This window comes from Bradyrhizobium denitrificans (genome assembly GCF_013179005.1).
In the GTDB taxonomy this organism is placed as follows: domain Bacteria; phylum Pseudomonadota; class Alphaproteobacteria; order Rhizobiales; family Xanthobacteraceae; genus Bradyrhizobium; species Bradyrhizobium denitrificans.
Genome location: NZ_JABFDP010000009.1, coordinates 235,090 through 253,588, shown reverse-complemented (window position 1 = coordinate 253,588; position 18,499 = coordinate 235,090). Strand labels below are relative to the sequence as shown.

Below are 18,499 nucleotides of genomic sequence, written 5' to 3'. Positions count from 1 at the left end.
GAACGAACTCAGATCTGGATAAAACTTGGGGGCAAGGTCAAAGGCCTTGAACACGGTAAGCCAGAAACTTGAGATCATCGCAATCTCGGTCCGCGCGGACCACTCTTCGCTGAGGTACTCTTGAGAGGGCGCCACCAGCCCAGGTAGTTTGCTCAAATCTACAAGAACGCCCCTCTCAATCAGTTGAGGAGGCAAGGCAGTTGGACCGAACAAGCTGATGTCGCCCCGCAAGATGTTGAACAGACAGGGCATGATATCGAAACTACATCTTCGTATAAATTGGCCGAATGCAGATTCGGAAGCACGAAATCGGTACGTCGCGAAGCGCTTGCCGTGAAGTCCAACTCGTTCCTGCTTGATAATCGGCCAAGTGCGAGTGTCCAATGCTACGCCCGCAAGAAGGCCGACCAAGAGCGGCAAGTAAAGCAGAATGAAAAACATGCCGAGGACTGCCAAATACGCTCGACGTCCAAATGGAAGAGGGGCGGAGCTGATTTTGCGGGCTGCTGACACATAGCCAAGAGCACAGACAATCTTGGAGAGATCGCCTGGCACGTCGTTGATATGACTGGTCCACTCCTCAGAGAATCTCTCTCGATGCCTCTCCGGGAGCATTTTGACAGCACTGGCAATGATCGCCTTCGTAACGTGAGGGGTCCATGCCTTGGCGTCATCAGCGAGTAGCTTGGAGAGTGTCCCAACTAAGATGGCCAATGCGAAAGCAGCCAGTCCACAAGCGAAGTCGACCATCACGCCCATGTCAGCTTTCCCATTGCAGGTACAAGGTTTCGCACGACATCCGAGATCGCTTTTTGGCCCTTTCCTGTTACTCGATAATACCTTCGTCGGGGACGGCCGAGGTCGGATGGTTCGCCAGCTTCCCATCGGCTGTCCAGCCAACCTGCGTCTTCTAGACGCAACAGCAAAGGGTATAATGTGCCTGAGGCCAGGTTGGTCGACTTGGCGATCTCCGACCCCGACAGCTCCCCCTCTGAGACGAGGGCCCCCAGCACCTTCAGGACGTTGCTTGTCAATCGCGGTTCTGTAGCCATAGTTGGATAATCTACATAGGGTCCACCGTATTGTCAAGGCGACTTGACCGCATAGGCAGGATAGGCGGGGAAGCCCGCAACGTCGCTAGACGACGTCTGCGCCGGCTATCGTACAGATAGCCGAAGCCTCATAGAGTCCTGCGCGGGCCGGCGGCTTAACCTCTCTTGTCGAGATGAGCTGGCTAATTTTTGTAACCGTGCAGCTCATTCCACTTCGCCGCACGCCGCTTTGCTTCCAATATGACCGAGTTTGGTAGGGTTGAATCCAAGTGACTGCGAATTTTCAAGTGCCCGTTCAGTGTAATCGCCCCAATTGTATCCGGAGCGCAAGAGACGCAATCATTCTCGATTGCCAAAATGAGATACTTGTAGGCTTCGGTGAGGTCTTGCGAAGTTCCGCGTCCCTCGTAGTAGGCGGTGAACATACAACCGAGATTTCCTTTTTCTCCGTGCGCATCGGCCATACTGCACCACTTAAATGCCTCTTTGTCATCCCTTGGACCAAGGAACGGTACTTGGTAGGAACTGCCCAGAATTGATTGAGCTGACGACGATCCTTGCAGGGCTTGTCTTTTGCAAACTTCACGGATCATAGTCTCGTCGCCGTTAAAATCTTTCGCTGTTAGTAGGGCGCAAGGTTTTTCTGCCGCCATTGTGGAATTCGATAACGCCAAAAATGCACCAAGCGACAGTGCCAATGCAGAAAATCGAAAGCACTTAAAGTCCATAACCGCCTCTTATATTTAATAACGGTTCCATAAATTATGGCGGCCATTCACGCGTGTGTCAACACGCGCGAACGAGTCAAGTCGGAAGCCTCTTCTCTGAATAACTGCCTATGGTGATCGGTGCGAAGCGTAGGAGCGGCACCAAGCACGTCCGACTAATAAACGAACCCGGAGATCTTCGAGTGGCCGCATCTATCGTTGCGAAGAACGTCCCCACGGCACGATCGGCAACCGGCGTGATCTCGCATCCCATCACAGAGAGCTTCCATCATGAACATGACTGTTCCGGCCGGCGCGTCCGGCACGCTGCATTGGGCCGGCTCCGGCCGCGCCTACTACAACCTCCAACCCGGTCAGATCATCTCCGTCGAGCGCGCCGACTTGGTCGACCTGCTCAAGCTCGGCTTCACAATCGCGCCTGTCCAAGCTGCGCCCGAAACGTCAGCGCCCTGACGACCACGAAGTGCATGAGTGACATCAATCAACGGCTGGCGCTTGCCCTCCTGAAAGCCAGTGGCGTCGCTTGCGTGCAGGTCACTGCGCTGGAGGCTCAGACTGACGTCGACGACGTCCGGCCTAGCACGCCGGAGTTTCTGTGGTCGTTCTGCCAATAATGAAGGGCCAACCTAGTGAACTATCGGTTTGGAGGAGGCGCCGTCTCAATTCTCATGTTCAAAACAAACCTCGCAATCGCTCTGAAAAAGGCGGGCGATTTGCAAGCCGCTATCGAGATTGGCGAGACATAAATCCGCAAGATCGAAGCGGATCGGCGGAGCTCATCAGACGAGTTGCGCAAGGCTGCCGATGCTGCTTACGACACCCAGGTGAAAAAGATCAGGACGCTACGGGGTGACCTCAACAAGGCGCTCGAGGACGCGCAGAAGGGCTTCGCGACGATGACGACCGGGAAGATGTACTGAAGTTTGTCGCTCAGATGATGGGCGCACTCCGAGCGAGGGGTTTTGCTATTCGCGGCTCCTCATTCAAGCTGACGCCACTCTCGACTGCATTCACCGAACCAATGCACTGACCTAGTGCATGTGTTCGCATGTAATATTTGTTTGACGCGCCGCTTCTTCTGAGGCAATTTTTCAGAGCCGAACTTGGAATTTCGCAGGCCCCGCGGTCAGAGACCAGCCACTTTGAACATGAGGTCTGCGCATGTCCAAGAAATCCCCTGGCCGCAATCCCGACGCTGATCTTCTCCTGCTGATCGACCGCCATCGCCGACTGTGGGGGGAGTGGGATCGCCTGCATCACGTAGACGAGGACCACCCCGAGATCGAGCGCATCTGGTACCAGGTGCTCGACGCCGCGCGGGCGGTCGTGCTGACGCCAGCCTTCACCGCGGCCGGCCTAGATGGAAAGCGCGAGGTCGTCCGCCTGAACGAGATGGACACCGGCGACGTCCACGGCCTGGTCGCCTTCGCACTGCACATGGATGAACATCGGCTGGCGGCCGCGACGGCCGCCTGACATTTTGCGTCGTTCTTCGATAGGGGCCCCGCTCACCCTGGCGGGGCCCTTTGTCGTATCTAGGGGCAAAAATGGATGCATGCCCCTCAACCTTGTTACCCCTGGCGTTACCCCAAATCAGATCTTAGGTCTGAGATTTCGCTATATTGCATTCGATATCAATGTCTTATTTGACATCTAAAACGTCCTGATTGATGACGTTCTGACGGATCGGATCGCCATCCAGCACGCTGAGGATATTGCGCGCGGTCTGTTCGCTCATGCGATCGACGGCTTCACGGGTGACGCCGGCGACGTGGGGCGCCATGATCACGTTGGGCAGCGCATGCAGCGCATGCCCGACCGGCGGCGGCTCCTGCTCGAATACGTCGAGACCGGCGCCGGCCAGCCGGCCGGACGAGAGCGCGTCGTACAGCGCGGCTTCGTCGATCAGGCCGCCGCGCGCGGTGTTGATCAGGTAGGCGGTGGGCTTCATCAGCCTGAGACGGGCGGCATTGAACAGGCCGATGGTCTCCGGCGTCTTCGGACAATGGATGCTGACGAAGTCGGCGCGCGGCAACGCGGCGTCGAGATCGGCGACCGGCTCGCAGCCGGCAGCGGTAATGTCGGCCGCGGGCTTGTAGGGGTCATAGACCAGGACCTGCATCTCCATCGCCTGGCAGCGCTTGGCGGTCCGGGTGCCGATGCGGCCGAAGCCGATGATCAGCACGGTCTTGCCGTAGAGATCGAACGGCAGCACGCCGAGCCGGCTGTCCCAGGTGCCGTCTCTGACCATCGCATGCATCTCGTTGGCGCGCTTGGCGAGCGTCAGCATCATGAACAGAGCCTGTTCGGCGACCGACGGCGAGTTCGCGGTGCCGGCTACCATCAGCGGCACCTTGTGCTTCGACAGCGCGGGAACGTCGACCGCGTCGAAGCCGACGCCGATCCGGGTCACGACCTTCATGTCGCCGGCCGCCAGCAGCTCCGGCTCGCCGAAGCGGGTGGCGCCGAGCGCGACACCGTGGACGGGCGCATGGGATTTGAGCAGCGCAGAGAAATCAGCCGCCGAGATCATGTTGGGGAACTCGATCATCTCGACATCGTCGCGCGCCGTGAGCAGTGCGCGGCCCTTGGCCGAAAAGGATTCCGTGACGAGGATCTTGTTCTTGTTGGTTGCCGTCCTGGTGGTCATGTCCTGCCCTTGAAGCTTCTTGTGCTCGTCAGATCACGAGCCCGGTCGCCTCATTTAACAGGTGCATGTTGTTGAGGTCCATTGCCATGCGCAGAGGGCTGCCATCTCGCGCGCCTGCATTGGGACTGACCCGGCCGCAAACCGGTGCCTCGTTCAGGCCGAAGTAGACCAGGGTTTCCATGCCCATCGGCTCGGTGACGTCGAGCATGGCCTCGAAGGGCTCGACTCCCGGCTCGGCATGCGGCTTGGTCTCGGTGATATGCTCCGGCCGGATGCCGAGCAGCAGCCGGTCATTCCGCGACACGGATTGATAGCGCGCAGCGCGCAGCGGCGGAAGCGGGAAGGCGATGCGGTCGGTGAGCCGCACATGGAGCCGGCCATCGGTCTCCTCCAGCCGGCACGGCAGGAAGTTCATCGCGGGCGAGCCGATGAAGCCGGCGACGAAGCGCGTGGCCGGATGATGATACAGCTCGTTCGGTGTACCGATCTGCTCGATGCGACCCTTGTTCATGACAACGACGCGGTCCGCGAGCGTCATCGCTTCGACCTGGTCGTGGGTGACGTAGACCGTGGTGGTGCGGACCTTCTGGTGGACCTTCTTGATCTCGATGCGCATCTGCACGCGGAGCTTGGCGTCGAGATTGGACAGCGGCTCGTCGAACAGGAACACTTTCGGATTGCGCACGATGGCGCGGCCCATCGCCACCCGCTGGCGCTGGCCGCCTGAAAGCTGTTTCGGCTTGCGGTCGACGAGGTCTGCAATGTCGAGCATGCGCGCGGCCTCCGCCACGCGGCTCTTGATCTCGGCCTTTGGATAATGTTTGAGCCGCAGCCCGAACGACATGTTCTCGGCTACCGTCATATGCGGATAGAGCGCGTAGTTCTGGAACACCATCGCGATGTCGCGATCCTTCGGCGGCACGTCGTTGACGACATCGCCGCCGATGGTGATGTCGCCGTCGGAGATGTCCTCCAGTCCTGCGATCATCCGCAACGTCGTGGACTTGCCGCAACCGGATGGGCCGACCAGCACGACGAATTCGTGGTCGGCGATGTCGAGATCGATGCCCCTGACCGCCTCGACGTCGTCGTAGCGTTTCACGACCTTGCGCAAGCTCACTTCAGCCATCTGTGGTCAACCCCTCATCAACCCTTGGTCGCGCCGGCCGTCAGTCCGGCGATGTAGTAGTCCATCAGGAATGCGTAGATGATCAAGGGCGGCGCGGCGCCGAGCAGCGCGCCGGTCATGATCTGCCCCCAGTTGAAGACATCACCCTTGATCAGCGTGGTGACGATGCCGACCGGCAGCACCAGCTGGTCGGCCGAGGTCGTGAACACCAGCGGATAGAGGAACTGCGCCCAGGATACGGTGAAGGCGAAGATCGTCGCGGCGATCAGGCCGGGCAGGGCGACCGGGATGAAGATGCGCGTCAAGGTCTGCAGCCAGGAGGCGCCGTCGATGATCGCGGCCTCGTCGAGCTCCTTCGGGATCGAGGCGAAATAGCCGATCATGATCCAGGTGCAGAACGGCACCGTCAGCGTCGGATAGATGAACAGCAACACGTACCAGCGGTTGATCAGCTGGATGCCGGTGACGTCGCCGATCAGCGCGAACATCTTGAACAGCGGAATGAACAGCAGGCTGTCCGGGATCAGATAGGTCAGGAACACGCCGGTGGCGAGCGTGGCCGAGCCCCAGAACTTCATCCGTGACAGCGCGAACGCGGCGGGGATGCTGATCAACATGGTGATGATCACGACGATGATCGAGACCATCGCCGAGTTGAAGAAGAAGCGCAGGAACTGGTTCGAGGTCAAAAGCCCGGCATAGTTCTCCAGGGTCGGATGGAACACCCACCACGGATTGGTCGCGGCGGAGATCTCCGCGCTGCCCTTCAATGATGTGATCAGCATATAAAGCGGCGGCACCAGCGAGAAGATCGCAAACAGCGTCAGGAAGAAATACGACCAGCGCAGCGCCCAGGCGCGGTCGCGGCTCATCGAGCCGTATTTGACGGTGCGGGTCGGGCCGGCCTTGTCGACGGTCATCGTGCTCATCAGGACTCGTTCCCCCGCTTGGAGACATCGCGCAGGATGAAGATCGCGGCCACCGCCAGGATCGGCACCATGAACAGCGAGACGCTGGCGCCGAGCGGGATATCGCTGCCCTCGATACCGACGCGGAACGCCCAGGTCGCGAAGATGTGCGTCTTGTCGAGCGGGCCGCCGGCGGTGAGGATTCGGACGATGTCGAAATTCGCGAACGTCACGATCAGCGAGAACAGCGTGGTGATGGCGATGATGTTGCGCATCATCGGCAGTGTCACGAACCAGATCCGCTGCCACCAATTGGCGCCATCGATGGCGGCGGCCTCGTAGAGTTGCTCCGGCACCGATTTCAGCGCCGCCAGATACATGATCATGAAGAACGGCGCGCCATACCAGACATTGACCAGGATCACCGAGAACCGTGCCCAGGCGGCGTCGCCCGTCCACGGGATCGGACCGATGCCGAAAAACGCGAGCGTGTAGTTGAAGGCGCTGTAGGACGGGTCGAACAGCCACAGCCAGGCGAGCGTGCTCATCGCCGGCGGGATCACCCAGGGCACCAGCAGCATGCCGCGCCATTTGCGCTGCCCCTTGGCCGGGATGTTATGCACGAAATGCGCGACGATGAAACCGATCAGGGCTTTGAACACCACCGCCGTGATCGCGAAGATGCAGGACTGCTTGACGACCAGCCAGAACGTGTCGCGCTTGAAAAGGAACTCGAAATTGCCAAAGCCGACGAAGCGCTGCATCGACTTGTTCAGGGTCGCCAGATGCACCGAATAGGCCGCGGGATACACCACGAGCAGCGTGATCAGCAGGATCAGCGGCAGGGTCAGCAGGAAGGCGACGGTCGATTTTCGCTTCAGCGCATGGCGGAGGCCTCTGCGGGTGGCGGCCCTGCGCGGGCGGGCAACGGTGTCTTCGCCGATCGCGGCATCAACCATGAGAACAGGCTCCTCGTGAGACTCCCGGCAGGCCGGGTTTCACTGGGCGGGCAAGACAATGCGCGGAGGGAGGCGGCCCGCGCGATGCGGACCGCCGGATTTGCGAGAGGGCCGCTCAGCTGCGCATGAAGCCTTCGCACTCGCCCTCGGCCCAGGCGAGCGTCGTTTCCATCTTCTCGCCCTGGGCATAACGCAGGCACATCTTGGTCATCGTCGCCTGTGCGTAGATCTGCTGCGCGATCTTGGGCGGAGCAGGGGAGGCCGCGATCGACAGCGTCTGATGATTGTAGGGATTGGGGTAGTGATAGAGCGTACCCTTTGGCGGTCCCTGCTCCTGCCAGACCTTGAGCGTGGTCAGCTTCTCATAGGCTGGCAGGTCATAACCGCCGCTGGCGACCACCATCTTCTCGATCGAGGCCGGCTTGGACAGATGGACGATCAGACTCTTGGCGGCCTCCTTGTTCTTGGAGAACGACCAGACGCTCCAGAAGTAGGGCAGGAATGGCGCGAAGCGGCCCTTCGGTCCGGCCGGGAAGCCGTGGGTCCAGCACTGCTCGGCGATCTGCGGCGCGTCGCGCTTGGCCACCGCCCAGGCGCTTGGCGGATTCATGATCATGGCGCCCTTGCCCGACACCAGCCATTTGTTGTTCGAGGCGTCGTCCCATGAGGCGACATCCGGCGGCAGCGCCGCGATCAGCCGCTTGTAGAATTCGAGCGCCTGGCGGACGGCGTCGGTCTTCACGGTGACATCGCCCTTGGCATTGACCAGCTCGGCCCCGAACGCCTGGAAAAAGGCGCCTGCGGAATCGACGCTATCGGTGGTCTCGCCGAGGCCGATGCCGAAGGGAACGCCGGCCTTCTGGCAGGCTTCCGCCGCCTTCAGGAAAGTTTCCGTCGTCCAACTGTCCGCTTTCGGCGGGCTGCCGGCCGGGTAGAGCTCCTGCACGTCGATCCCGGCGTGCTTCTTCATCAGGTCGATGCGGGTGCAGGGACCCTTGATCTGGCTGCCGACGCAGGCGGGCACCGCGAGCCATTTGCCGCCCGATTGCCCCAGATACTTGACGGTGCCGTTCACCTCGCCGTTCTCCTGGATGATCGGTCCCATGATGTCGTTGACCGGTTCGAGCAGCTCGGCATGCGCATGCGGCCACCAGGTCGGCATCGCGATCAGATCGTGTCCCGATTTCGCCGCGGCTTCCGCGGCGATGGTCAGCTCGATCTTCTTGCCCTGGCTGGTGATGTAGTCGATCGACACCTCGACCTTTTCCTTGGCGGCCCACTCATTGACGAGATCGGTCGAGGCCTGGTTGGCACCGGGAACCCAGTGGTCCCAGAATCCCATCGAGAGCTTGCCTGCGGCATAGGCGCCGCGAACATAGGGGGCGGCGATCATGACCGCGGAACTGGCAGCGGTCGCAGCAACGAATTGTCGGCGGTTCAGCTTCCTCCGTGACATGGCGTTCCCTCCCTGGTGAGCCAAGCATGCGGTTGATGCGAATCCGTCTTGTTAGTTATTGCGTCGCGTCATGCGCGCACGGATTTCGCTTGAATGCAATCAGAGCAGAATTGCACGCCACTGTCGAGAAAGCAGGTGAGGCAAACCCTTGAACTAATGGCGGGTACGCGGTGCTGCGGCAGCGTGTCGCGATCGCGGTGCAGCGATCGGCCGCTGCAATGCAAATCAGAGCTGACGGTGCTTTCACGGCGGAGGCCTCGCGGGGAGCGCGAGGCTAACCGCATGCGGACATGGACTTGCGCGCTGCGGCAACGCTACACTGAGCAGGAATCACAGCGCCCACTCACTGACGTCGGCTCCGTCCGGTCAGGCCCTGTCGTGCGGAGCCTTCACTGATGATCGTGAAACGGATGATCACGAAGCAACCGGCCAGCCGGCGGCGCCCGTTGCTGTGCATTGCGGCAGGAGTCGGAGTGGTGCTGGCGGGGCTTGTGTGCCTGCCGCGTCAGGTTGACGCGCAAGGCCTGTTCAAGGGCATGGAGCAGGGGGCTCGCGAGGGCAACAGGGCCGCCGGTCCGGTTGGCGGGGTGCTGGGCGGCGCGATCGGCGGGGTCGTCGGCGTGGTCACCGGCGTTACCGGGGTACTCACCGGAAATGAGGCACAGCCCAACCCGCGCAGCGCAGCTCCGCCGGAGGGCAACCCACCGGCGGAAGCCAAGAAGGGCAAATCGTCCAAGGTCGCCAAGGCCAGCAAGCCTGCCAAGGCCGCGCCGATGCTGACGCAACAAGGTACGCCGCAACTGACCGCCGAGCAGATCGTCGCCAACAGCGACAGCAATGTCGAGCGTCTGAAGGTCGGTCTCAACCTCACCGCGGAGCAGGAAAAGAACTGGGCACCGTTCGCGAATGCGATGCACGCGCTTGGCCGCAACGGCGCCGATCGCTTGAACCTGCGCATCGCGCGGTCGAAGCGAGATCCGCCGGATGACATCATCGAGCAGATGCGCAACGAGGCGCAGTTCCTGGTCGATCGCGCCGCCGACCAGCGCGCGGTGTCCGACGCGGCGGAGCCGCTCTTCACCAGCCTGGATGACAAGCAGAAGCAGATGTTCATCGACGAGATGGTCCGTCTCAGCCACGAGCGTGGGCTGGACTGAGATCGCTACCGAGCAGCTCGCCCACTTTATCGCTGGCGCCATCGAGACGAGATGCGCGCCCGATTCAGCGAGCAGGATAGATCGGATCCCGTCAGGCATGCTTGCGCGCGGCGTCCACGTGCCCGACGGCACCTGCCGGCCGGAGCGCCAGCATCAGCAGCAGTCCGAATGTGGCAACGTCCCTGCCTGCGTTGCGAGACAGATTCCGAAGCGTGTCGTGGCAAAAAGATAGCGGCCACTTCCCGCAAGCAACAGCAGCCAGGCTGCCTCGATCGGCACATCGAGCAGGCCGCGAATGACCGGGATCAGCGACAGCATCGAGGTTGCCAGAACCACAACGCCCATGGATCAGATCTGCTCACCCCAATTTTCGAGCGACGTGAAGCCAAGCGAATCAGTCCTCATTATCCTCCGCCACAGAGATGGGATTGAAGAAAAGGACAATCATTCGCCGATCTGCTGATGATACCCCGAGACCCGCCAGCATCGATGTTGTTAGCGGTCAGAAGCTCATTGGCTTGTCGTGACGTTGACTCGGAACATATTGCGCGTTCGGAGAGACGTCCGGCCTCTCCCCGTGAACCGAGGACGTCGTCGGCAGAAGCGTGGATCAACCGAAATCGTCTGGTGGGCAGGGGATTGTTGTCGAGCTCGCGGTGCGTGGACGCGAGCAGGGCGGGCGTGCCTACAACACTTGTGTGAAAACCGATTTGTGTTGTTGAACGATCTGTCGACAGCTGTCCTGCGCGATAGACGAACGAATGTCCGATCTGTTCTTGATGACGACGGGCGATGAGGCATCCGCCTCGCGGAGGTCGGTATTCTCAACGCGTAGTTGGGATGCTCGGCAAGCAAGGTCGAATTGCTATCATAAGTTGTCTACGGCAACGGCCTTGACGCCAAAATTAAAACCAAGTCTGCCGACAAACGGCCGAGCCGAAATATCCTGCTCCGTCATGACCAGAATGTGCATGCTCAGTAGTCTCCATGCGCACGCTCGAAGGGGGGGCTCTCGAACTGAGCTGCGGATTGTTCTGGTCCGTCTTGAAAAAATGACTCACATGCTGATCGTCAATCGATTGCAGGGATCCTGATCATCCCTCTCGATTCTTCGCTCAAGAGCCGGGGTCCGATAGACGATCACCCGATGAATATCGTCTGCTGGCGCTTCGGAGTGACTCAGTCATGAGCGACTCCCGAGGATACTCGTAGTTTATCACAGTTCGCTGCAGACAGATCGATGGCTATATGATGTCCGCAGATCGGACAATCTCGGCGGAGGCCATGGCCACAACTAAGACCGAGTCTTCCAATCGTTGTTCCAAATGTGAACGTCGCGCGATTTTGATTAGCGACCTCTGAACGCGCCGCTCTACTATCAACTTACGGGCATCACTCCGTGAGCTCAGCGTGAGTTCTGCGAACGCTTCGGAGTCGTCTGATGGTGTAGATGTAGAACTTGGAGGTTTTTATACAACCTTAGATGGTGTTGCGAATGTCGTGAACGTGGAGGAAATTCTCCGGACGGCTCTCAAAATTCAGTAAGTAACCAACGGTCAGTAGGCACGATGATCTTCACCGCCAATGCAATGGTCCGACGGCAATATCGCCAAGAGGGACCAGAAGTGTCGCCACATCACGCAAATCGGTTCTGGATCAGCTTGAAGAAGGGCAAGGCTGTTTTGGGTAGGGGGGCGCATGAGGATATTTGAACAGTTCGTTCAGAATCTCCCGACATGCGACACCACGCATGAAATTGAGAATCTTTTGCGACAAACCTTGGAGCAATATGGCTTCCCATGCTTCGCCTATCTCAGTTTCGCGCCGCGCGGCGACGAGGATGACGCGCTGGCAATCACGACCTATCCGAGCGCCTGGGTGGAGCAGTACCGTGCAAATCGGTACGACAGGATCGATCCGGTGATCGCCCGCTCGGTTGCAACAACGCTTCCCTTCGCGTGGTCAACTGATCAATTCGATGCGCTAAACAATCGGCAGAAGTGGTTCTTGGAAGAGGCCAGCGAGTTCGAGATTCGACATGGTGTCACGATTCCGATCCATGATCGTCAGGGCAAGGTTGCAACGCTCACGCTCGCTGCTTGCGAGGCCCGTTCGGCGTTCGAAGCCCAAATCAGCAAGTACCGCCATGAGCTGCATCTCATTGCGATCTACCTCTATGCTCGATTGCGGGACGTAACGCCCACGCCCGCGTCACCGCTTCGTCCATGCTTGACTCAGCGCGAGAGGATCTGCCTGCAATGGGCCGCTCGCGGAAAGAGCGCTTTGGATACGGCAGAAATCATCAACGTCAGTCGGCGAACGGTTGTGTTTCATACCCAGAACGCCAAGCGCAAGCTCGGAGTTGCGACCGTACAACAGGCGGTCGCCAAGGGACTGGCGTACGATATCATCGGCATGTAGCCATCCGTCGGGCAGTCTAAGGTGCCGTGACCTGAGAGTAGCGGCACCTGCGCTTGCCGATGTGTGTCTGGTAGGTGTGTCTCGGAGACCGTGTCCTGCTCCTCTTGCTCTCCTTGGAGCGATTCTTGGAAGTGGAGTCCAGGAGCAGGACCATTGAGTCTGCGTCCGTCGGTAAGACCTTGGGTGTGTGGGCGACGCATGTTCGGTGTTGTCCGCCATATCCGCCGTCTTTGCTGAGGCGCCGGCGCGCGCGACCACCATAGGGCTGCGGATGGCCGGATGCCAGTGGTCGCCAGTACGCTGGAGGCCGTGCTGGTGAACTTAGCTGTCCTGGCGCTGTCGAAGATGAGCGGCTTGCCGAGCCGCGACGGCGCGTCTTCCGCGGCATCAACGCAGAACGGCACTTGCACCGTATCGTACAGGCGCCAATTCAGCACGGCGCGGCTCACGCAATCGATCGCAGGCATCCGATGAGCAAGTGGCGCCCCATCCAAGAGCTGACGCTTCGAGGTACGATCTGGTTGGGGGGCGCCTCGTAGCATAGCCCCAGATCGGTCATGCTCACTTGTTCGAGTAACGCCGCCAAGGCGATCGTCGCCTTCAGCACCGTGTCGATCTTCCGTCTCGTCTTCTTAGTTCTCGTCAGCTCCGTCTACCGAACGGAGAGAGTCAACGACACTGAGACCGAATTGTAGGGCAGTCGCAGACCGCAGGATACCTGCAAAGGTAGACAGCTCGAGTTGATGTAGCTGCCGGATAATGTCCAGCCTGACGGACGGGACGGGGACCCAGATGCTTCGAATTGTCACGAAAGACAATGCAGGACGCCACATCAGCAGCTTGTACCAAATGCATCGCCTTCGGAAGACGGTCTTCAAGGACCGCCTGGGTTGGGACGTCATCGTCAGCGGCGAACTTGAGGTCGACAAATATGACGCCTTGTCGCCCCGCTATCTGCTCTCGATGGACAGACACGGTATCCTGAACGGTTGTGTCCGCCTTCTGCCGACGACCGGTCCGAATATGCTTCGCGATATCTTCCCGTCCCTTGTGACCAGAGCAGCCGTACCTTGCGGAGGACGCGTGTGGGAAGCCAGCAGATTTGCGGTGAGCGGAAACACCGCCGTTACTCAATCGGGCATATCGCGAACGACCTACGAGTTGCTGATCGGGGTTCTGAAAGTCAGCCTGTCGAACGACATAAACACCATCGCCTGCGTCGTCGACGTGGGTATGGAGCGTGTCCTGCGGCGGTCCGGCTGGCGACTCGAGCGCCTCGGTCCCGCGCGCCGGATCGGCGACACCATCGCCATGGCTGGACAGCTTCACGTGTCCACACAAACCCTTCGACAGCTCGAAGCACGGTTGGGCGTCGCGCACGCGGCTGCAGCCTGATCGTCAGCATCGAACTGAGCGCAATCCCTCGCCGAAATCGGAGCACGAGACGTGAGCAATCCTTTCGACGATCAGGGCGGCAGCTTCGTCGTCCTGGTCAATGATCAAGGACAACATTCGCTGTGGCCCGCAGCAGCGGAGGTCCCGGCCGGCTGGTCTGCGGTCTGCGCACAGAACAGCCGCCAGGCCTGCATCGACTACATCGACACGAACTGGACGGACATGCGTCCGAGAGCCCGCGGTCACAACCGTACGGCATAGCCACAGCATCGATATTCGAACATTCTCTTAACTCATACATCGGTGGGGAAGTCGTGAACGCGATCAACGAGTTTTCACAGGTGTTGCCACTCTCCGCGGCTCAGACGGGCATGTGGTTTGCGCAGAAATTCGGCTCGTCGGATTCGATATTCAATCTTGCGGAGTCCATAGAGATCCACGGGCCGATTGATCCCGTGTTGTTCGAGGCAGCCTTGCGGCAAGCCGGGATGGAAGCGGACACCGTGCGAGTGCGGTTCATCGAGCAGCGAGACGGAATCCGCCAGACGGTCTCGCGCACCTTGAACACGACCTTTCCGTTCATCGATGTCAGCTCCGAACCTGACCCGCGGGCGGCGGCTGAAAGCTGGATGATGGCAGAGTTGACTCGGCCGGTCGATCTGCTGACAGGGCCGCTTTGGACCTGCGCCCTGTTCAAGGCCGCGGCGGATCATTATTTCTGGTATCATCGCAGCCATCATATCGTCATGGACGGTTTCACCGGCGGGCTGTTCGCCCGGCGCGTCGCCGAGATCTACACGGCGCTCACCGAGGGACGCTCTCCCGGACAAAGTACGTTCGGTCCCTTGGCGCTTCTCCTTGAGGAAGAGAACGCGTATCGAAGCTCCGAACGATTTGCACGCGACCGCGAGTACTGGCTGAAACAGTTCGCCGATCGCCCGGCTGCGTTTAGTCTCGCCGGTCAGCGGAGGCAGAATGTCGGTGGCCTTCTCCGTCAGACAATCCATCTCTCGGCGGAAAGTGTGGCGGCGCTGCGCGCAACGGCGCAGGCCAGCGGCGCAAGTCTTCCACAGATCATCATCGCCGCGACCGCAGCCTATCTTTATCGCGTGACCGGGATCGACGATCTGGTCATCGGCCTGCCAGTGACAGCCCGGCCCAAGGGACGGCTGCGGCGTGTTCCCGGCATGGTCGCCAACGCGGTGCCGCTCCGTTTGGCCATGAGTCCGGACATGAGCGCGACGTCTCTAATTCGCGACGTGGGGAGGCGAGTTCGCGACGCTATACGACACCAATGCTACAGATACGAGGACCTCAGACGGGACCTCAACCTGCTTTCCACGAACGGGCACCTTTTTACGACGGTCATCAATATCGAACCATTCGACTACGATCTCTGCTTCGGCGGCCATTCCGCAACGACGCACAACCTGTGCAATGGCTCCGGCGACGACCTTGCGATTTTCGTCTACGACCGCGGTGATGGGAAAGGGCTTCGAATTGATTTCGACGCCAATCCTGCTCTTTACACCGCGCAGGAGCTGGCCTGTCATCAGCAGCGTCTCGTGAGATTTGTCGAGGCGATTGCACAGGATCCCAGTCGGCCGATTGGCGCAATTGACATTCTTGATGCGGCGGAGCGGCGCCGGGTGCTGGTGGAGTGGAACGACACGGTCCGCGCGGTGTCGCCGACGACATTGCCGTCGCTGATCGAGGCTCAGGTCGCGCGGCGCGGTGACGCCACCGCGCTGGTGTGCGAGGATACCACGCTCAGCTACGCTGTCCTCAATGCGCGCGCCAACCGGCTGGCGCATCTGCTGATCGCACAAGGCGCTGGTCCCGAGCAGATCGTCGCGCTCGCCCTGCCGCGCTCGGCGGAGCTGATCGTCGGCCTGCTTGCCATCGCCAAGAGCGGCGCCGCCTATCTGCCGCTCGATCCGGACTATCCGGCTGACCGTCTGGCCTTCATGCTCGCCGACGCCAGGCCGGTGTGCCTGGTCACCAGCAATGCCATTGCCGAGCGCCTGCCCGAGGCGGGCCGGCGCCTGCTGCTGGATCATCCCGACACCGCCGACCTTCTTGCCCGCCAGCCCGACACCAACCCGCGGGACCAGGATCGCATCGCGCCGCTGACCCCGGTCAACTCCGCCTACGTCATCTACACCTCTGGCTCGACGGGAATCCCAAAAGGCGTCGTCGTCTCGCATACTGGCATCACGAGCCTTGTCGAAGCTCAGATCGAGCGGCTCGGCATCACGCCTGACTCGCGCGTCCTGCAATTCTCCTCATCCAGTTTCGACGCGTCGATCATGGAAGTGCTCATGGCGTTTCCCGCTGGAGCTGCGCTTGTCGTTCCGCAGGCTGGCCTCGTGGCCGGCAAGGTACTTGCCGATACGCTGACCCGCTACGCCGTCAGCCACGCGCTTATTCCGCCGGCGGTTCTGGCCGGCATGCCGACCGAGCAGCTCGCGCAGTTGCGCACGCTGATCGTTGGCGGCGATGCCTGTCCGCCCGATCTGGTCGCGCGCTGGTCGGAAGGGCGGCGGATGATCAACGCCTATGGGCCGACGGAAACGACGATCTGCGCCACGATGAGCATGCCGCTCTCCGGCGCGGCGGATCCGCCGATTGGGCATCCGATCTGGAATACGCGGGTCTATGTTCTGGACGATGGTTTGCAGCCTGTTCCGGTCGGGGTGGCGGGCGAGCTCTATATCGCCGGCAGCGGTCTGGCGCGCGGCTACCTCAACCGTCCGGGCCTGACCGCCGAGCGTTTCGTCGCCGATCCGTTCGGTCCGCCGGGCAGCCGCATGTACCGTACCGGCGACCGTGCGCGATGGCGGCCGGAAGGCACGCTGCATTTTCTTGGCCGTGCCGACCATCAGGTCAAGATTCGCGGCTTCCGGATCGAGCCCGGTGAGATCGAGGCCACGCTCGGTCAGCATGAGAGCGTCGCCCAGGCTGCCGTCATCGCTCGCGAAGATCGTGCCGGCGATAGGCGCCTCGTCGGCTATGTCGTTCCCGCTGCTGGTCATGCACCGCATGCCATGATGCTGCGCCAACATCTTACGCGCACCCTGCCGGACTACATGGTTCCCGCCGCGTTCGTCGTGCTCGACGCGCTGCCACTCACCCCCAACGGCAAGCTCGATCGCAACGCTTTGCCTGTTCCTGACCACCAGCCGGTGACCGAATACACCCCGCCGCGGACGGCACAGGAAGAGAAACTCTGCGCTCTGTTCGCCGAGACCCTCGGGCTCGAGCGCGTCGGGATTCATGACAGCTTTTTCGATCTCGGCGGCCATTCGCTGCTGGTGACGCATCTGGTCTCCAACATCCGGGCTGCGTTTGGAGTCGAGCTGCCGTTTGCGACGCTGTTTGAAGTGTCGACCATCGCCGGGCTCGCTGAACGGCTCGACCCTGATGGATCTTCGACGGGCGCCGTGGACTTGTCGCACGACATTCTCCTGCCGGCGCATGTCAGGCTGACCGGCGGGCGGGCGCCGCAGAACCCCAAACGCATTTTTCTGACGGGAGCGACCGGCTTTGTCGGTAGTCACCTTCTCTCCGCGCTGATCCAGGAGACGGATGCGCAGATCGTGTGTCACGTCCGCGCCGCTGATCGGCAATCCGGCGAAGCCCGTTTGCGGCAGGCGCTCGACAAGCGAAAGCTTTCGGTGAGCGGGGACGAGCATCGCATCGAGGTTCTGACCGGAAATCTCGGACATCCGGCGCTCGGACTCGATGAAAGGGGAATCCGCATTGTGCGTGACGAGTGCGAGGCGATCTATCATTGCGGCGCGAACGTCGATTTCCTCCGTCATTATGCGGCGCTCAAACCCGCCAATGTCGACAGCGTCCTCACGCTGCTCGATTGGACCGCGAGTGGACGACCAAAGCGGCTGCACTATGTGTCCACCCTTGCGGTGATCGACAAGTTTCAGGCCGGGCCGGTGTCGGAACTCACTGATCTGACCTCGTGGCAGGGACTCACGAGCGGCTATAGCCAAAGCAAGTGGGTCGGCGACACGCTTGTCCGGCAAGCGCAGCTTCGCGGCCTGCCGCTGGCGATCTATCGCCTGAGCAGCGTCACCGGTGATCGCGCCAATGGCATCTGCAACGAAACGGACCTGATGTGGCGCATTGTCCGGCTTTATGCGGAACTTGGCGCAATTCCCGACCTGGACTTCAGGCTGAACATGACGCCGGCCGATGACGTCGCGCGAGCGATCGTCCGGCTCGCGGGCAGCGAAGCGTCCTGGGGCAGTGTCTATCATCTCATGAACAGTCAACCCGTTGATGTACGCGAGGTCCCACGCATCTTCCGCCGGCTCGGCGTTCCGATCGAAATCGTGCCGCTTGATCAATGGATCGACATCGGGCGACGGCGGCTGGCCGAAACACAGGACAACGATCTGGCGGCCATCCTGTCGATCCTGTCAAAAGAGGATACGTCGCGATCGCACCCGGAAGTGACCTCGGACCTCACGCAGCAACAATTGGCTGCGGTGGGCGCGCCGATCGGTCCGGTCAGTTCGGCCCTTCTCGATCGCTATTTTGGCAATCTGCGGCTTGTGGAAACCGTGCCTGATGTTCGGTTGCCGGAAACAGCGGAATAAACGGCGATCGGTTGGTGGGTTAGGA

The 18,499-nt window shown here is 60.8% G+C and carries 17 protein-coding genes; 8 read left to right on the top strand and 9 right to left on the bottom strand.

The genetic code is table 11. The features are described from left to right. The 3 genes from HL671_RS12280 to HL671_RS12270 all read right to left on the bottom strand — a co-directional run. Positions 1 to 759, bottom strand: a 759-nt coding sequence (locus HL671_RS12280; RefSeq protein ID WP_172236428.1) for a sugar transferase, incomplete at its 3' end; no start/stop codon positions are given. After that, positions 750 to 1,052: a PadR family transcriptional regulator gene (locus HL671_RS39120; protein ID WP_172236530.1), complete on the bottom strand. Its 303-nt coding sequence runs from the start codon at positions 1,050 to 1,052 to the stop codon at positions 750 to 752. The genes HL671_RS12280 and HL671_RS39120, both read right to left, overlap by 10 nt. Positions 1,053 to 1,234: 182 nt before the next feature. Next, complete coding sequence (locus HL671_RS12270) at positions 1,235 to 1,750, bottom strand: SEL1-like repeat protein (protein WP_210263860.1); 516 nt, start codon at positions 1,748 to 1,750, stop codon at positions 1,235 to 1,237. Between the two features lie 300 nt (positions 1,751 to 2,050). Between HL671_RS12270 and HL671_RS12265 the strand changes: the two genes are divergently transcribed. Beyond that, the gene (locus tag HL671_RS12265) at positions 2,051 to 2,233 is read left to right on the top strand and encodes a hypothetical protein (RefSeq protein WP_172236528.1); all 183 of its coding nucleotides are present in this window, start codon (positions 2,051 to 2,053) and stop codon (positions 2,231 to 2,233) included. A gap of 708 nt (positions 2,234 to 2,941) precedes the next feature. After that, positions 2,942 to 3,256, top strand: a complete 315-nt coding sequence (locus tag HL671_RS12260; protein WP_172236527.1) for a hypothetical protein — start codon at positions 2,942 to 2,944, stop codon at positions 3,254 to 3,256. 166 nt (positions 3,257 to 3,422) lie between these two features. Here the strand turns inward: HL671_RS12260 and HL671_RS12255 are convergent, their stop codons facing one another. The 5 genes from HL671_RS12255 to HL671_RS12235 all read right to left on the bottom strand — a co-directional run bounded on the left by HL671_RS12255 (position 3,423) and on the right by HL671_RS12235 (position 8,882). After that, positions 3,423 to 4,430, bottom strand: coding sequence for a hydroxyacid dehydrogenase (locus HL671_RS12255; protein WP_172236526.1), 1,008 nt, complete (start codon positions 4,428 to 4,430; stop codon positions 3,423 to 3,425). 28 nt (positions 4,431 to 4,458) lie between these two features. Further along, a complete protein-coding gene (locus HL671_RS12250; RefSeq protein ID WP_012044184.1) occupies positions 4,459 to 5,559 on the bottom strand; it encodes an ABC transporter ATP-binding protein in 1,101 nt (366 codons plus the stop codon). A 17-nt stretch (positions 5,560 to 5,576) separates the two neighbouring features. Continuing rightward, positions 5,577 to 6,488, bottom strand: coding sequence for a carbohydrate ABC transporter permease (locus tag HL671_RS12245; RefSeq protein ID WP_012044183.1), 912 nt, complete (start codon positions 6,486 to 6,488; stop codon positions 5,577 to 5,579). After that, complete coding sequence (locus tag HL671_RS12240; protein ID WP_012044182.1) at positions 6,488 to 7,426, bottom strand: carbohydrate ABC transporter permease; 939 nt, start codon at positions 7,424 to 7,426, stop codon at positions 6,488 to 6,490. The genes HL671_RS12245 and HL671_RS12240 overlap by 1 nt, the downstream gene beginning before the upstream one ends. Positions 7,427 to 7,541: 115 nt before the next feature. Beyond that, entirely contained in the window at positions 7,542 to 8,882 is a 1,341-nt protein-coding gene (locus HL671_RS12235) for an ABC transporter substrate-binding protein (protein WP_012044181.1), read from the bottom strand. Between the two features lie 410 nt (positions 8,883 to 9,292). Between HL671_RS12235 and HL671_RS12230 the strand changes: the two genes are divergently transcribed. Further along, a complete protein-coding gene (locus HL671_RS12230; RefSeq protein ID WP_049795502.1) occupies positions 9,293 to 10,039 on the top strand; it encodes a Spy/CpxP family protein refolding chaperone in 747 nt (248 codons plus the stop codon). A 153-nt stretch (positions 10,040 to 10,192) separates the two neighbouring features. On the opposite strand, the gene HL671_RS12225 is transcribed toward HL671_RS12230, so the two are convergent. Further along, positions 10,193 to 10,357, bottom strand: coding sequence for a hypothetical protein (locus HL671_RS12225; RefSeq protein WP_210263859.1), 165 nt, complete (start codon positions 10,355 to 10,357; stop codon positions 10,193 to 10,195). Positions 10,358 to 11,737: 1,380 nt separating this feature from the next. Here HL671_RS12225 and HL671_RS12220 point away from each other — a divergent pair. From HL671_RS12220 to HL671_RS12200, 5 genes are all read left to right on the top strand, one after another. After that, positions 11,738 to 12,460: a helix-turn-helix transcriptional regulator gene (locus tag HL671_RS12220; RefSeq protein ID WP_172236524.1), complete on the top strand. Its 723-nt coding sequence runs from the start codon at positions 11,738 to 11,740 to the stop codon at positions 12,458 to 12,460. A 279-nt stretch (positions 12,461 to 12,739) separates the two neighbouring features. After that, positions 12,740 to 12,934: a hypothetical protein gene (locus HL671_RS12215; protein ID WP_041750762.1), complete on the top strand. Its 195-nt coding sequence runs from the start codon at positions 12,740 to 12,742 to the stop codon at positions 12,932 to 12,934. Positions 12,935 to 13,252: 318 nt separating this feature from the next. Continuing rightward, positions 13,253 to 13,855 carry an acyl-homoserine-lactone synthase gene (locus HL671_RS12210; RefSeq protein WP_172236523.1) on the top strand — a complete coding sequence of 201 codons (603 nt, stop codon included), beginning with the start codon at positions 13,253 to 13,255 and terminating at the stop codon, positions 13,853 to 13,855. Positions 13,856 to 13,906: 51 nt separating this feature from the next. Next, the gene (locus HL671_RS12205; protein ID WP_012044178.1) at positions 13,907 to 14,116 is read left to right on the top strand and encodes an MbtH family protein; all 210 of its coding nucleotides are present in this window, start codon (positions 13,907 to 13,909) and stop codon (positions 14,114 to 14,116) included. Positions 14,117 to 14,169: 53 nt separating this feature from the next. Beyond that, positions 14,170 to 18,474 (top strand): non-ribosomal peptide synthetase, encoded by a 4,305-nt coding sequence (locus tag HL671_RS12200; RefSeq protein ID WP_210263858.1) that lies wholly within the window; start codon positions 14,170 to 14,172, stop codon positions 18,472 to 18,474. The last annotated feature ends 25 nt before the right edge of the window (positions 18,475 to 18,499 follow it).

Excerpts from the sequence above, each read along its gene's own strand:
- HL671_RS39120 (WP_172236530.1), bottom strand. The coding sequence starts at position 1,052 with ATGGCTACAGAACCGCGATTGACAAGCAACGTCCTGAAGGTGCTGGGG.
- HL671_RS12265 (WP_172236528.1), top strand. The coding sequence starts at position 2,051 with ATGAACATGACTGTTCCGGCCGGCGCGTCCGGCACGCTGCATTGGGCC.
- HL671_RS12260 (WP_172236527.1), top strand. The coding sequence starts at position 2,942 with ATGTCCAAGAAATCCCCTGGCCGCAATCCCGACGCTGATCTTCTCCTG.
- HL671_RS12255 (WP_172236526.1), bottom strand. The coding sequence starts at position 4,430 with ATGACCACCAGGACGGCAACCAACAAGAACAAGATCCTCGTCACGGAA.
- HL671_RS12250 (WP_012044184.1), bottom strand. The coding sequence starts at position 5,559 with ATGGCTGAAGTGAGCTTGCGCAAGGTCGTGAAACGCTACGACGACGTC.
- HL671_RS12245 (WP_012044183.1), bottom strand. The coding sequence starts at position 6,488 with ATGAGCACGATGACCGTCGACAAGGCCGGCCCGACCCGCACCGTCAAA.
- HL671_RS12240 (WP_012044182.1), bottom strand. The coding sequence starts at position 7,426 with ATGGTTGATGCCGCGATCGGCGAAGACACCGTTGCCCGCCCGCGCAGG.
- HL671_RS12235 (WP_012044181.1), bottom strand. The coding sequence starts at position 8,882 with ATGTCACGGAGGAAGCTGAACCGCCGACAATTCGTTGCTGCGACCGCT.
- HL671_RS12230 (WP_049795502.1), top strand. The coding sequence starts at position 9,293 with ATGATCACGAAGCAACCGGCCAGCCGGCGGCGCCCGTTGCTGTGCATT.
- HL671_RS12225 (WP_210263859.1), bottom strand. The coding sequence starts at position 10,357 with ATGCTGTCGCTGATCCCGGTCATTCGCGGCCTGCTCGATGTGCCGATC.
- HL671_RS12220 (WP_172236524.1), top strand. The coding sequence starts at position 11,738 with ATGAGGATATTTGAACAGTTCGTTCAGAATCTCCCGACATGCGACACC.
- HL671_RS12215 (WP_041750762.1), top strand. The coding sequence starts at position 12,740 with ATGCCAGTGGTCGCCAGTACGCTGGAGGCCGTGCTGGTGAACTTAGCT.
- HL671_RS12210 (WP_172236523.1), top strand. The coding sequence starts at position 13,253 with ATGCTTCGAATTGTCACGAAAGACAATGCAGGACGCCACATCAGCAGC.